The following is a 13,641-nucleotide window of genomic DNA, read 5'->3' as shown; positions in this document are numbered from 1 at the left end:
ACTATATGAACAAACTAAAAAACTATATCCACGGCGAATGGATTGAAGGTACCGGAAACGGGATTCCTTTATTCAATGCTGTAACGGGAGAAAAGGTTGCTGTTTCTGATACAGAAGGGCTGAATTTTGAACAGGCTCTAGATTATGGCAGAACAGTCGGTTACAAAAATCTTTCTTCAATGACTTTCTATGATCGTGGAGAAATGTTGAAAAAGGTGGCGCTTTACCTGTTGGAAAGAAAGAAAAAATATTATGAATTATCATATAAAACCGGGGCAACTCATGTTGATTCCTGGGTAGATATCGAAGGAGGTTTCGGTACGTTTTTCACCTATTCCGGATTGGCGAAGAGAATGCTCCCAAATACTCCGTTTTGGGTAGATGGAGATACTCAGAAAATCTCTGCTAATGGAACTTTCCTGGGAACTCACATTTTAACGCCGAGTGAAGGGGTTTCAATTCAGATTAATGCTTATAATTTCCCTGTCTGGGGAATGTTGGAAAAACTGTCAACTTCATTGTTGGCGGGCGTTCCTTCAATCGTGAAGCCATCTCCGTTTGGTTCTTATCTTACGAATGCTGTTTTCCAGGATATGATCGAAAGTGGGATTCTTCCGGAAGGAGCCGTTCAATTGGTTTGTGGTGAGCCGGGAAATATTCTGGATTATGTTCAGGATGGAGATTCTGTATTATTTACGGGTTCTGCAACGACAGGTAGAAAATTAAAATCTTTACCTTCTGTGGCCGGAAATGCTGTTCGTTTCAATATGGAAGCCGATTCTCTGAACTGCTCAATTCTTGGATTGGACGCTAAACCAGGAACTCCGGAATTTAATCTGTTCATCAAAGAAGTTCGTAACGAAATGACCACGAAGGCCGGACAAAAATGTACGGCGATCAGAAGAATTATTGTTCCGGAAAATTTAGTTGGAGACGTTCAGAATGCTTTATCTAAAGCGTTGGATCAGACTAAAATCGGAAGTCCTTTAAGCAGGGAAACCAGAATGGGCTCTTTGGTAGGAAGACAGCAATACGATGAAGTGGTAAGAAAAATTGATATTTTAAAAACTGAAAACGAACTTGTTTATGACGGGAAACACGAGCTTGTAGATGCAAGCTATGAAAACGGAGCATTTATGAGTCCGAAATTATTCTTAAATGATAAACCTTTTGAGAAAAATATCTCTCATGATGTCGAGGCTTTCGGGCCGGTTTCTACGTTAATGCCTTACAAAGATGCGGAAGAAGCTGCAGCCTTAGCAAAAAGAGGAAAAGGAAGTTTAGTAGGTTCAATTGTTTCTTATGACGACAACTTCGTGGCGGAAACTTCATGGAAAATGGCTTCTCAACACGGTAGAATTTTCGTGTTAAACAGAGATAATGCAAAAGAAAGTACAGGTCACGGTTCGCCGCTTCCGACTTTGATGCATGGTGGTCCCGGAAGAGCTGGTGGGGGCGAGGAAATGGGCGGATTAAGCGGTCTTCATTTCTTCCTTCAGAAAACAGCAATTCAGGGTACTCCGGATACATTGACGGCAATTACCAAAGTATATCAGCAGGGAGCGGAGAAAAAATTTGCAGATAAACACCCTTTTCAGAAATATTTTGAAGACGTTGAAGTTGGAGATTCGTTGGAAACAGCGGGCAGAACGGTTACCGATGCTGATATCGTTAATTTCTCCAATGTTTCGTGGGATCATTTCTACGCACACACAGATGCAACGAGCTTAACAGGAACGATCTTCGATAAAACCGTTGCTCACGGATATTTTATCCTTTCTGCGGCGGCGGGATTGTTCGTTTCAGGTAAAAAAGGACCTGTTATTGCAAATTACGGACTGGAAAACTGTTCTTTCTTCAAACCTGTTTATGCGGGAGATACGATGACGGTTTACTTGACGGCAAAAGAAAAAATCAACCGTGGGGTAAAGGGAAGAAATATTCCTTCCGGAGTTGTAAAGTGGCTTGTTGAGGTTGTGAATCAGAGAGATGAGATAGTTTGTGTAGCGACTATTTTAACATTGGTTGCGAAAAAATCTCCCTTCATCGATTTAAACTTAAAAAATATTCAAAAAACTTTAAATGGCTTAACTGAAAACACCCAGCCAAGTTGGGGCAAAATGTCTCCTCAACAGATGATTGAACATTTGGAGCACGGAGTTTTGGTGAGTTTAGGCGAACCGGAAGCAGATAAATGCTTTACACCGGAAGAGCAGTTGGAAAAATGGCAGGATTCTTTATACAATCACAGAAAAATGCCGAAAGATTTCCCTGCACCATTCTTAGCTGAAGATGAGAAGCTTTTGGAATTAAGACATAAAAATTTGGAAGCTGCAAAACAGTCTTTCATGGATAATTTAAAGAGATTCTCCATTTATTATAAAGAAAATCCGCAAGCTGAGCACATGAATTTCGTGTTCGGAAAATTAAACAAAGAAATGTGGGAACTGATGCATAAAAAACATTTTACCCATCATTTTGAGCAGTTTGGATTGATTTAATTCAAAATAAATAATAATTTTAAGGAGCTTTTTTACAGGGCTCCTTTTTTTAATCAAAATTAAATATGGAATTAAAATTTTTCAAAGACTTTGATTTTACAGATTTCTGGAATGAAAGCAGCTATTCGGAGAGAGATTATATCGAAGAATTTCCGGATGATGAAATGATAGCTTCTGTTGAGAAAGAGCTCGGTTACAAGCTTCCTGCGTCATACATCGAACTGATGAGGATTCAGAATGGAGGATTGGTGGAAAAATCTTGCTTTCCGACAACAGAAAGTACTTCCTGGGCGGAAGATCACGTAGCTATTACCGGAATTATGGGAATTGGAAGGAATAAAACGTACTCGATCTGCGGAGAATTGGGAAGTAAGTTTATGATCGAGGAATGGGGATATCCAAACGATGGAGTGTATGTAGGTGATTGCCCGTCTGCCGGTCATGATATGATTTTGCTGGATTATTCAAAATGTGGGAAAGATGGTGAACCGGAGGTTGTGCACGTTGATCAGGAAAGCGATTATAAAAAGACTTTTCTGGCAAAAGATTTTGAAACATTTATTAAAGGCTTAAAAAATGAAGAAGAATTTGATGTTGAATAATGTATGATTAACATGAATAAAACCTTTGCAGAACAAGTTGTTGATTTTAACCGGAATTTAAAATACAGCGGAAATCTTCCCGATGACTTTCAGGTGTTGAATCCATATCTGGATAATCCGGAAACAATGGAAGTGATGCAACAATTTTATCAAAAGTTTTACAATGATTCCAATAAGAGGAAGTTTTTGATCGGAATCAATCCAAGCCGCCACGGAGCGGGCGTTACAGGAGTTCCTTTCACCGACACAAAACGCCTGGAAAGCGTTTGTGGAATTACAATGAAATCAACGTATACTCATGAAGTTTCTTCCGTTTTTATGTATGACATGATCGCTGAATATGGTGGTGTAGAAGAGTTTTACAGAGATATTTATATCAATTCGCCGTTTCCTTTGACTATTGTCAGAAAATCTAAAGGAAGCTGGATCAATGCCAATTATTATGATGATAAAGAGCTTTTTAATGACGTAAAAGATTTTATGATTGATTCATTAAAAAAGCACCTCAGCTTACATCTCGATATTTCGGAAGTTTTTATTTTGGGAAAAAAGAATGCTGATTTTATTTCAAAATTAAATCGAGAAGCAAAACTTTTCGATAAAATGACGGTTCTGGAGCATCCGAGGTATATTCAACAATACAAATCGAAGGAAAAAGAACTTTACATCAACAAATATATTCTTGAGCTTAAAAAATAAAATCCTCTGAATTTTCAGAAGATTCTATTTAATTATTATAATTCTGCCGGAGCAGCAACTTTAAATTCATTTGTATTGATCACGCTTTGGATCAGTTTTTTATAATCAGGATATTCCGGATAATCCATGGGGATGATTCCGTATCGTCCTTTCGAATACGTTTTCAGATAGTCTAAGAATAAAGGATTTACCACTTTCGCCAGATCCCAGGGCCTTGTTGTATCCGGGAGAATTCCTCCGGTGGCACCGGTTCCGCTTGTAAAATTGAAATATAATCTGTCTTTATCTCCGCTTGCAGCATTTAATAATGCACTTTTCACGAATTCATTGAATTTATTCGCTCTGTCTGTACCTTTTGACCAGCTGTAATAGACGTCCTGAACATAGTATTTTACACCGTTATTTTCAAAATTACCCATTGAATCATTTGGCCATTTGTCAAATAAATTGAGACCGTCACTGCTGCTGTCCACGGTTCCGGTACCGAATCTTTTCACAAAGACAATTTTTCCTCTTACTTCATCAAGGGTCGGAATTCTGTTTTCCCGGTAAAAATAAGAAGGATAGTTATTAGAAATGGTAATATTAAAATCATTATAAAACTTTTCCTGCTTACTGTCATTGCTGGGATCAGCCTCATTTTTTACACACATAATGATGGTCTCATCCTTATGTCGCTGTAAAAAGTCTATCAGCATATTGATGACCTGTCCGAAATGAAGATTTAAGCCGAGGCTTCCGTGATAAAACCACAATACATGGTCTTTATCTGCATCATATCCTCTTTTCAGACGGAAATCCAAAAAGCGTATTCCTGAATTGAGCTGATCTGTAAAATTCATGGTTTGGCATTGCGCAGGCATGAAAGCCGTGTCGTAAGTGGCACTGTCGTGAGTTCCCGGTATGGTAAGCTCGGTAAGCTTTTTATTACCATCGATGTTACTCATCCAATTTTGTGTAAATGTGTTCATGGTTTTAATATTTTAATGATTAGTTTTTAAGAAAAATCCCCGAATTTCTTCAGGGATATCATCACACTTATGCATTAGAATCTTTCGCGGTACAATCGCTTATTATTTATAATTTAAGTTTCCCTGGTTATTAGTTTCAACTTTAATAATAAGCTTCTAATTATTTTTTAATAATCTTATAAGATTCCGAGGAAGATTTTATTAGATAATTTCCTGTAGGAAGTTCTGAAATATCAGTTTCTGTCTCGCCTTTTTTAGCTTCAATTGTTTTCACAAGCTGACCGGATTGACTGTAAACTTCTAACTTTTTATTAGCCTCAGTTTTAATGGTTAAAGGACCATTTGTAGGATTAGGATAAATACTCAGTTCTTTTTTAGAAGATTTTACTTCGTTTGCCGCTAGAACTACATTGCTGTCTTTTACCCATGTGAAGGCGTCTAAACTCAGATATACATAGCCTCCGCCTGCAGTAATTTCGAGTTGATCTATTATAATATTGCTGTAATTTTGACCATTAAGGTTTGTAAGATCAATCAGTGTAAAGCCGTTTGTGGTACCCATACTTGTTGCAAAACCTGTTGTTTTGGTTTGTGTAAACTTGGTTACGCCACTTAATTTTCCTGTAATAGTAAGGGTTCCGGAAACGGATAAGGTCAAATCGGCTGCTGAAGCATATACCCAAAATCTATTTACTTTGAATAAATTAGACGTTGTTTTTATACTGAATGAAGTTCCTGTCGCTTGATTTCCCGGCGCCGAATTGTCAATATACCTGTTGTCTACGGCTGAACCGTTCCATCCTGTACCCGGATAATTTGCCTGGATATCATAAGTATTTACATGAGAAAGGATATTAAAAATTACTCCGTTATCAGTAAAACTTGCGCTTCCGTGAGATTCTGTCTCAAACTGTTCTGTACTTGTCTGTCCAAACGAAAATATCGATATGAAAAGACTGCAGATTGTAAGTAGTATAGTACTTTTCATGATGTTTAAAGTTTTAATTTAGGTTGTTTTTTAGAATTTTTATGGTCTTGAAGGATAAATCCCCTCTACACAAATAATGTAGTTCATACCTAGGTAAGGCGGCATATTCTCGATAGGCACATTTGCCCCGTTGAATGTTACCGAAGCTCCGTTTATAGTAGTATCAGGAGCAGCATTTACAAAACTTGGAACGGCCGTGAAGTCTCTTCCGCTTTGTGTTCCTGTAACGGCAATTGAAGTTGTAAGTGTGGGTGTAGCAGTAGTTGCATTAGCGCTTGAAACTTTCAATTGGCTCATGAATGTCGGTAAATTTGTGCTAAGAAGAGTAGTTGAAGGAGATCCTCCTACCTCTCCAAGATTTACGGACTTTCCTGTGTTGGCAATTCCAGAACCGATAGGAGCACGTCCGTTTAAGTTAGGTAAAGCAAAAGTAGTAGTGCCGTTTCCTCCGTATGTTGTTCCTAGAAGGGAAAATAACGCCTGATTTTGTGCAATTGGCAATAGAGCTCCATTGCAGAATAAATATCCTCTTGGGGCAAAATTTCCCGCAAACATTTTTATAGTTGCTAACATTTCTTCCATGATATCTTTTGTTTTTTAGTTATTAGTATTTTATTTTAAATTAAGGTCTTGAAGGGTAAATTCCCTGTACACAGATGATGTAATTGATTCCCAAATAAGGAGGCATATTGTTGATAGGCTGATTTTGTCCCATAAACATTACAGATTGTGCATTGATAACTGTAGTAGGATTACCATCCACATAACTTGGAACAGCAGTAAAATCTCTTCCGCTCTGTGTTCCTGTAATAGCCAAAGATGTACTTGCAGAAGGTACCGCAGAATTAGCATTAGCATTGGCAACTTTCAACTGACTTGCAAAACTTGGTAAATTCATTGACATAATAGTAGTCTGAGGAACTCCCGATTGCTCACCCAATTGGTAAGATTGTCCTGCATTGGTTCCCGCTCCTAGCGGATAACGGCCATTCAGGTTTGGTAAAGCAAAAGTATTGATGCCATCGCCGCCATAGGTAGTTCCTAAAATTGAGAAAAGTGCTGAATTTTGTGCAATGCTCAATAAAGCTCCATTGCAGAACATAAAGTTTACAGGGGCAAAGTTTCCGGAGAACGCTTTGATAACTCCCATTAATTCTTCCATGGTTAATATTTTTCAGTTTTAATATTCCTACTCTTTTCGAGGCTTTTCGGATACCGCCTTTAGTTTTTTTTTAATGTCACTATTAATTGACAATCCAAAGTAACGGCAATCATGAATTTTACAGTAGAGTAGAAAATACCAAATTGAGAATTACGTATTTCTACGTAACAAGACTGCAGCAAAAAATGATACCCCTAATTTATAGGATTAAATTTCTTCAAAACAGCTGTATTTTAGTATTTTTGCATCAATCAATTTAATTTTTAAAATGAACGAATTCGTAGTATCAGAACTTAAAAACAATATCGCCGAAATCATATTCGGTACCCCGAAAAGCAATTCTTTACCGGGAGTTATTCTTGAAAAGCTGGCGCAAACTATTTTAGATGAAGGTGCAAAAGATGAGGTAAAAGCAATTTTAGTAAAAAGTGAAGGTGAAAAAGCATTCTGTGCGGGAGCAAGTTTCGATGAGCTTTTAGCTATTGAAGAATTGGAGGCCTCCGAAAAATTTTTCGGAGGTTTTGCAAAAGTTCTGAACGCGATGAGAAACTGTGGTAAAATAGTGGTGGTAAGAGTTCAGGGTAAAACTACCGGTGGAGGTGTAGGACTTGCCTGTGGAGCAGATTATTGTTTTGCAACAAAAGATTCGGCGTTGGCGTTGACAGAGATTAATCTTGGAATCGGGCCTTTTGTGATCGGGCCTTATGTGGAAAGAAAAATCGGTAAATCCCAGTTTTCCGCAATGGCAATTGATGCAGATTTCAGATCCGCAGAATGGGCGGAGCAACACAATATTTACCATTCTGTTTCAGAGAATATTGAAGAAATGGATGCCAAATTGGAGAAATTCATGCAGACTTTAGCTTCAAGAAGCAAGGATGCTCTGGCCTTGATAAAAAAAGTATCATGGGAAGGAACTGATCATTTCAACGAACTGATGCCGGCAAGAATTCACATGAGTGCAAGCTTAATTCTGGAAGATTCTGCAAAGAAAAATATTGAATCAATTAAAGAAAGATTAAGAGCGAAATAACTTTTGTTTTAATTGTAAAATACACAGCCGATGATTTAATTCATCGGTTTTTTTATGACTGATAGGCATTGTCAAAAGTCAATTTTGCTTCACTAGTTAATGGTGAATTTTTATTTAATTTTAAATTGAAAAGTGAAACGAATTGGCAATTGACAATTCACATTTATTTTTATCTATTTCAAAAAAATATTTTGTCGGTTCAAAAAAAACAATAACTTTGTATTTCAAAGTTCTTTATATGGATTCAAAAAATTATCACGAAGACTTATCACACATTCGTTCCATGATGGAGCGTTCTTCCAGATTTATCTCATTGAGTGGGTTATCCGGAGTTTTTGCGGGATTGGCTGCCATTATTGGAGCTGTTTACGTGTATTTCGTTTTTCAGAGGGAGGGAATAGACTACTTTGATAGCGAGAATCATAATTATACCTCTTCATTGGTGAATGAATTAGTACTGATCGGAACTTTGATATTATTAACAGCAATTTTCAGCGGATACATTTTTACAGCGAATAAAAGCAAGAAGAAAGGATTGAAAATCTGGGATTCGACTACCAAACGACTTTTAACAACCTTTGCTGTGCCGTTGGTGGCTGGAGGTGTTTTTTGTCTTGGACTTCTTTATCACCATCTTTTTGTATTAATAGCCCCTGCAACATTGATTTTTTACGGAATTGCTCTTGTAGGTGCGGAAAGATATACACTCACTGATATAAAATATTTAGGATATTGCCAGATTGTTTTAGGACTTATTTCTTTATTCTTTTTAGGATGGGGATTGCTTTTCTGGGCGTTTGGCTTTGGTATTTTGCATGTTGTGTATGGATTGATTATGCATATAAAATATAAGTAGTTATGAATTAAAACTCTAAAACCCTAATCCCCTAATACTCTATCACTACACACAATATACTATCTGTTATGATAAAAATAAATCAACTCAACAAAGAATTCGAAAGTCGCGTAAGATTGGGCATTATGTCTGTTCTTATAGTCAACGATTGGGTTGATTTTTCGGAAATGAAAAGCTTGCTGGAGATTACGGACGGTAATTTGGCCAGTCACAGTAATGCTTTGGAAAAAGCAGGATATATTGAAGTAAAAAAAGAATTTGTGGGCAAAAAGCCCAGAACATCTTACCGTGTAACACAAAGTGGGAGAGAAGCTTTTACGGAGCACCTTAATGCTTTGGAAAAACTAATAGGAAGATAAAACTTATATTTTTTTATCTTTAAACTTTGTAATTCAAAGTACTTTAAATAATTAAATTAAAAATATGATGACAACAAAACAAAAAACAACGCTCATTTTCGCTGCACCGGTTTTATTAATGGCTGCAACATTTTTTGGAAACAATTTCGTAGAAGGCTGGAACTGGTCACCTTTTGATTTTATCATTGCTGCTGTCCTGCTTTTCGGAACCGCTTTCTTTGTTAATCTGGTAGCCAATTCAAAGAAAAATTTTGTTTCCAAATTAATTATCTGTTCGGTTATTTTACTTGTACTGATGCTGGTTTGGGCAGAGCTGGCAGTCGGAATTTTCGGAAGTCCATTTGCTGGAAGCTAAACTTGTGAAGATTAAAAAAATAAATGAGATTAAATAATGAAAGATTCAACGATTGAAGATATAGGAAAATATACCTTCTGGTTATTTTTCTTGTTGGGAAACATCTGTCTTTTTGGATATGTATTCACAAAAAATGATGTATTTGTGGGTGGAGGTTTAACGCTCTTAGTGCTAGGTACAATTATTAATTTATTGATCGTCACAGCCATATTAATTTACGGAATTGCCCTAAAATCCAAACTTGATATTTGTCTAAAATCTGTAGGTATAATGCTGATCAATATCCCGATTGCTATTGTGTATGCTATAATAGGAATGAATATTTAATAAAAAATAAACTATGAAAAAAATACGTGTCCAATTTCTGCTTTTTGTGTACGATAAGACTCAAAAAATCTACAGGAAATATTTTAAAAAGAAGAAAAGACAATGGCAGTTTACAGAGAAACAGTTGCTTGAATTTCAGGAAGATTCTTTAGGAAGAAAGCTCGGGGAATTTTATAAAAAACACGGATTCACCATGATCCCCAAAATGGAAAACCATGACGTTCACCATCTGATTACCGGATGCGGAACCAATTTCGAGGACGAAATAGCCATGCAGTTTCTTCTTTTAGGAAATGGAAAACTCAATGCGCATCTTTTGGCTGCGGTTGTTTTAGGAGTTTTGATTTTGCCGGAATATTTCAAAATGTACATGAATGCGTATAGAAAAGGTCAAAATATGCGCCCGTTTTATCAATGGGATTTTGAAGCATTATTATGGCAGAATTTCGACCATTTGAAGGACTTCATCCAACAAAAGCAAAGTACAGTTTATCACTAACCTCTAATTTCTAATCTGATTATGAAAACACATCACTATATATTTCTTACAACCGCCTTATTCATCATCGTATTTTACGACCAGAATATAGGGTTGAACCTGGGGATTATCAGTATTATTTATGCAGTACTTACGCTTTTCAGGACTCCTCAAAAAAACAGGACAAAAACCTTTCTTTTCCTTTTTGTGACAAGTATTCTTTCGAGTATTGCATTTGCTTGGTACGGAGATTTTCCTTCATTGTTGGCGGTTGTAAGTTCAATTTTGCTCTTAGGCTACAGATCCAAGAACAGAAGAATGAAAATCCTTCTTCTTATTCCTGTTTTTGTAGTAAATTGTTTTACGGCTATTTGCAGATTCTTCAGTTTCGACGAATGGCTTCCGAAAACAAACACCTCAAAGCTATGGCAGAAAACTTTTGCTTTTGTGTTGATACCTTTACTGTTAATCTCTGTTTTCTTCGGAATTTATTCTGCGGGAAGTGATCATTTTGCCAATCTTTTCACCAATATCGAAATTGATATTAATTTCTGGCAGTTATTTGCCATCACGGTTTTAGGCTTTTTTATCGCTTTTAATTATTGGAATCATGCCGTTGAAAAACTGATCTACAAAAACAACCACATTTTAGACAATGATTTTAAGGAAAAGGATAAAATTCAGAAATCAACCTATTCTTTCCTTGATTTGGATGCCGAGAGAATGAGTGGTGTAATTTCTTTCTTTGCTTTAAATATTTTATTGATTTTTTTCATTATTACTTATAATTACGAGCAATTTTATGAAGTAGCAAAAACTCCTGCCAAACTTTCGGAAGAAACGCATGAAAGGGTGAATGCAGTGATTGTATCTATTATAATGGCCATTCTGGTGATCATGTTTTATTTTAAATCCAATTTTAATTTTGATCCGAAAGCAGGTTTAATGAAAATTTTAGTCAAAATCTGGATTTTAATGAATGCCATTCTGGTAATTTCTGCGATGGTGAAAAATATGGAATATATTCTTAGCTATGGATTTACCTACAAAAGATTAGGAGTTTGTGCGTTTCTGATTTTATCATTGATTGGATTGATTATGACTTTCATTAAAATTCAAATGAAAAAAAGAAATGCTTTCCTTTTCAACAGTATGACCTGGTATTTCTATGCGACAATATTGCTTTGCAGCTATATCAACTGGGGCGGGATCATCACTTCCCAAAATATGAAGCGTAAAGATTTTGTTCTTAATTACCATAAAAATCAAATCAATTTCAATGAAAAGCAACTCCTAAAATATGCTGAAGAAAAAAATGATGAAAAGCTAAAGTCTGAAATTTTAAATAAAATAAAACCACAGAAAGATGAGAAATTCCTCTCCAAAGTCCTTTATTATCAAACGGTAAAGTAATGGAGATGATGAAAAAATTAAAGGAAAGTCAAAGGTTTGAAATCACATTATTGTTGATTTTGATGACAGGGTTCTGTTTTAGCCTTTCCATTTTCAGATATTATTTGAGTGATACGAAAGTGTTTTTATTTTTGAATTGGAATTTATTCCTGGCTTGGATTCCGCTTCTGATCAGTAGTTTTTTAGTCATTTTTAAAATTAAAAGTAAATTTTCTCTAATTAATATCATTGCAGTCTGGATTTTATTTTTCCCGAATTCACCTTACATTCTGACGGATCTTTTTCATTTAAAAATCAGAAGTACAGTACCGATCTGGTATGATTTGATGGTCATTCTTTCTTATGCATGGGCAGGTTTGTTTTGCGGTTTTATCAGTTTGCTGGATATTGAAAGGCTGCTTTCGGATTATTTTAAAAAACCGACGATCAATTTTGTCACCGTTTTCTTTTTATTCTTATCCAGTTTTGGGGTATATCTCGGACGATTCCTGAGATGGAACAGCTGGGATATTCTGAATAACCCTTTCGGCTTGTTTAATGATATTTTGTCCAGAATTATCTATCCGGCGGAACATCCAAAGACCTGGGCTATCACTCTTCTGATGGGAGTTATGCTTAATTTTATGTATTTAATGCTTAAATCTATAAGAAACCAAAATGTACTGAAAACCGTTAATGAAAACTAGAATTCCAATAAATTTTTAGTATCATAAAACCGTTATTGGAACAATTTTGGCTTCTAAATAGTATCATTTAAAAAAGATAGTATGAAAAAATCCTTATTGCTGATCCCGCTGATTATTGTTGCATGTAAAAAAGACCCGAATATTTCGGAAACTCAGAAACAAGACTCAATAATGGTTACAGAACAGCCCGCTTCTACAGAAAAAACAGATTCCGCGGCATTGAGAATGAAGGATTCAATCATTAATAATGCTCCTAAAACCAAAGAAGTTTTGCGTACGGGTGTGATGAGAAATGTGAAAGACGGACAAATCATAAGAACGGCCGATGCAGAACAGCTTCCTTTCACGTTGGGCGAGGAATTCACAAAAGACGATCAGGAATTTATTTTAAAAATAACAGATTTTGACAAGCCCAGTATCAAAGCTAAAATTTCCACGAAAGAAAAAGATTTCAATATCCGCTTCAATCAGATAAAACTACCAAACGGCGATTATGACGGGCCTTTCGGAAGAGAAATCACTTATGAAGTGAAAGAGAAAGGCGAGGTTTGGCTTATTATCGGAAAAAGCAATATGGCTTCCGGAAATACAAAAGGGGCTTTTACTGTAAGTGTTGAATAATTATTATCAATTTGGTATAATTTCTGCAACCTAAACTTTAAAATTATCATTATGAAAAATATATTTTTGACAGCGGCAGTGGCTTCGGTTGCTTTGGTAAGTTGTGGAACAGTGCAGTCGTTAGTTCAGAATACATTTCCCTATACGGCCAATGTTTTAGTTTCTACGGGAGTTCCCGCTAATAAAGAGGTTTCCTCTACTGCAACGGCTTCCAATGTCCAGACATGGTTTGGCGGAAACAACAATGCACAGATTAAAGATGTAAGAATTTCGGATGCAAAAGTTTCCGTAGTTTCACCTTCTGGTGGAAATCTTAGTGCTTTTAAATCAATAAAAGTATATATTTCGTCAAGCGGAACGGGAGAAAGACTGGTAGCTTCAAGATCAAACATTTCCACTGATGCTTCAAGCCTGACACTGGATCTGGAAAATTCCGGATTTTTGGATGAAGTGGTGAAAAGTACGGGAGTTACTGTAAGAACGGTTTATGAACTGAAAAATCAAACAAGTTCAGACATGAACCTTAGAATTGCACTTAATTTCAGCAGTGTTCCTGCGAAATAGTTTTTTATAAAAGTTTATTTTTAAGA

The 13,641-nt window shown here is 36.1% G+C and carries 17 protein-coding genes; 13 read left to right on the top strand and 4 right to left on the bottom strand.

Annotated features, from left to right (window positions below):
* Positions 1-5: 5 nt before the first annotated feature.
* The 3 genes from paaZ (at position 6) to ATE47_RS14330 (ending at position 3,802) form a co-directional block, all read left to right on the top strand.
* A complete protein-coding gene (gene paaZ / locus ATE47_RS14340) occupies positions 6-2,501 on the top strand; it encodes a phenylacetic acid degradation bifunctional protein PaaZ (RefSeq protein WP_062162596.1) in 2,496 nt (831 codons plus the stop codon).
* Positions 2,502-2,566: 65 nt separating this feature from the next.
* On the top strand, positions 2,567-3,103 hold the full coding sequence (locus tag ATE47_RS14335) for an SMI1/KNR4 family protein (protein ID WP_062162595.1): 537 nt from the start codon (positions 2,567-2,569) through the stop codon (positions 3,101-3,103).
* Between the two features lie 12 nt (positions 3,104-3,115).
* Positions 3,116-3,802, top strand: coding sequence for an SMUG2 DNA glycosylase family protein (locus ATE47_RS14330; RefSeq protein ID WP_062162594.1), 687 nt, complete (start codon positions 3,116-3,118; stop codon positions 3,800-3,802).
* A gap of 35 nt (positions 3,803-3,837) precedes the next feature.
* On the opposite strand, the gene ATE47_RS14325 is transcribed toward ATE47_RS14330, so the two are convergent.
* The 4 genes from ATE47_RS14325 to ATE47_RS14310 all read right to left on the bottom strand — a co-directional run bounded on the left by ATE47_RS14325 (position 3,838) and on the right by ATE47_RS14310 (position 6,923).
* Complete coding sequence (locus ATE47_RS14325; protein WP_062162593.1) at positions 3,838-4,773, bottom strand: phosphatidylinositol-specific phospholipase C; 936 nt, start codon at positions 4,771-4,773, stop codon at positions 3,838-3,840.
* Positions 4,774-4,933: 160 nt separating this feature from the next.
* A complete protein-coding gene (locus ATE47_RS14320; protein ID WP_062162592.1) occupies positions 4,934-5,761 on the bottom strand; it encodes a T9SS type A sorting domain-containing protein in 828 nt (275 codons plus the stop codon).
* 39 nt (positions 5,762-5,800) lie between these two features.
* The gene (locus ATE47_RS14315) at positions 5,801-6,343 is read right to left on the bottom strand and encodes a phage tail protein (protein ID WP_062162591.1); all 543 of its coding nucleotides are present in this window, start codon (positions 6,341-6,343) and stop codon (positions 5,801-5,803) included.
* Positions 6,344-6,383: 40 nt separating this feature from the next.
* Entirely contained in the window at positions 6,384-6,923 is a 540-nt protein-coding gene (locus ATE47_RS14310) for a phage tail protein (protein ID WP_062162590.1), read from the bottom strand.
* Positions 6,924-7,191: 268 nt separating this feature from the next.
* Here ATE47_RS14310 and ATE47_RS14305 point away from each other — a divergent pair, with 268 nt between their 5' ends.
* The 10 genes from ATE47_RS14305 (at position 7,192) to ATE47_RS14260 (ending at position 13,615) form a co-directional block, all read left to right on the top strand.
* Positions 7,192-7,956 carry an enoyl-CoA hydratase/isomerase family protein gene (locus ATE47_RS14305; RefSeq protein ID WP_062162589.1) on the top strand — a complete coding sequence of 255 codons (765 nt, stop codon included), beginning with the start codon at positions 7,192-7,194 and terminating at the stop codon, positions 7,954-7,956.
* A 238-nt stretch (positions 7,957-8,194) separates the two neighbouring features.
* A complete protein-coding gene (locus tag ATE47_RS14300; RefSeq protein ID WP_062163570.1) occupies positions 8,195-8,812 on the top strand; it encodes a hypothetical protein in 618 nt (205 codons plus the stop codon).
* A 68-nt stretch (positions 8,813-8,880) separates the two neighbouring features.
* A complete protein-coding gene (locus ATE47_RS14295; protein ID WP_062162588.1) occupies positions 8,881-9,171 on the top strand; it encodes a winged helix-turn-helix domain-containing protein in 291 nt (96 codons plus the stop codon).
* 64 nt (positions 9,172-9,235) lie between these two features.
* Positions 9,236-9,526 (top strand): hypothetical protein, encoded by a 291-nt coding sequence (locus ATE47_RS14290; protein WP_062162587.1) that lies wholly within the window; start codon positions 9,236-9,238, stop codon positions 9,524-9,526.
* A 36-nt stretch (positions 9,527-9,562) separates the two neighbouring features.
* Positions 9,563-9,853: a hypothetical protein gene (locus tag ATE47_RS14285; protein WP_062162586.1), complete on the top strand. Its 291-nt coding sequence runs from the start codon at positions 9,563-9,565 to the stop codon at positions 9,851-9,853.
* Positions 9,854-9,866: 13 nt separating this feature from the next.
* Positions 9,867-10,352: a Coq4 family protein gene (locus ATE47_RS14280; protein WP_062162585.1), complete on the top strand. Its 486-nt coding sequence runs from the start codon at positions 9,867-9,869 to the stop codon at positions 10,350-10,352.
* A gap of 21 nt (positions 10,353-10,373) precedes the next feature.
* A complete protein-coding gene (locus tag ATE47_RS14275; RefSeq protein WP_062162584.1) occupies positions 10,374-11,744 on the top strand; it encodes a DUF4153 domain-containing protein in 1,371 nt (456 codons plus the stop codon).
* A gap of 5 nt (positions 11,745-11,749) precedes the next feature.
* On the top strand, positions 11,750-12,430 hold the full coding sequence (locus ATE47_RS14270; protein ID WP_228376280.1) for a DUF1361 domain-containing protein: 681 nt from the start codon (positions 11,750-11,752) through the stop codon (positions 12,428-12,430).
* An 81-nt stretch (positions 12,431-12,511) separates the two neighbouring features.
* Positions 12,512-13,051: a hypothetical protein gene (locus ATE47_RS14265; protein ID WP_062162583.1), complete on the top strand. Its 540-nt coding sequence runs from the start codon at positions 12,512-12,514 to the stop codon at positions 13,049-13,051.
* Positions 13,052-13,102: 51 nt separating this feature from the next.
* Positions 13,103-13,615, top strand: a complete 513-nt coding sequence (locus tag ATE47_RS14260) for a hypothetical protein (RefSeq protein ID WP_062162582.1) — start codon at positions 13,103-13,105, stop codon at positions 13,613-13,615.
* The last annotated feature ends 26 nt before the right edge of the window (positions 13,616-13,641 follow it).

The organism is Chryseobacterium sp. IHB B 17019 (assembly GCF_001456155.1).
Lineage (GTDB): Bacteria > Bacteroidota > Bacteroidia > Flavobacteriales > Weeksellaceae > Chryseobacterium.
This window is presented reverse-complemented; position numbering and strand designations above follow the sequence as displayed.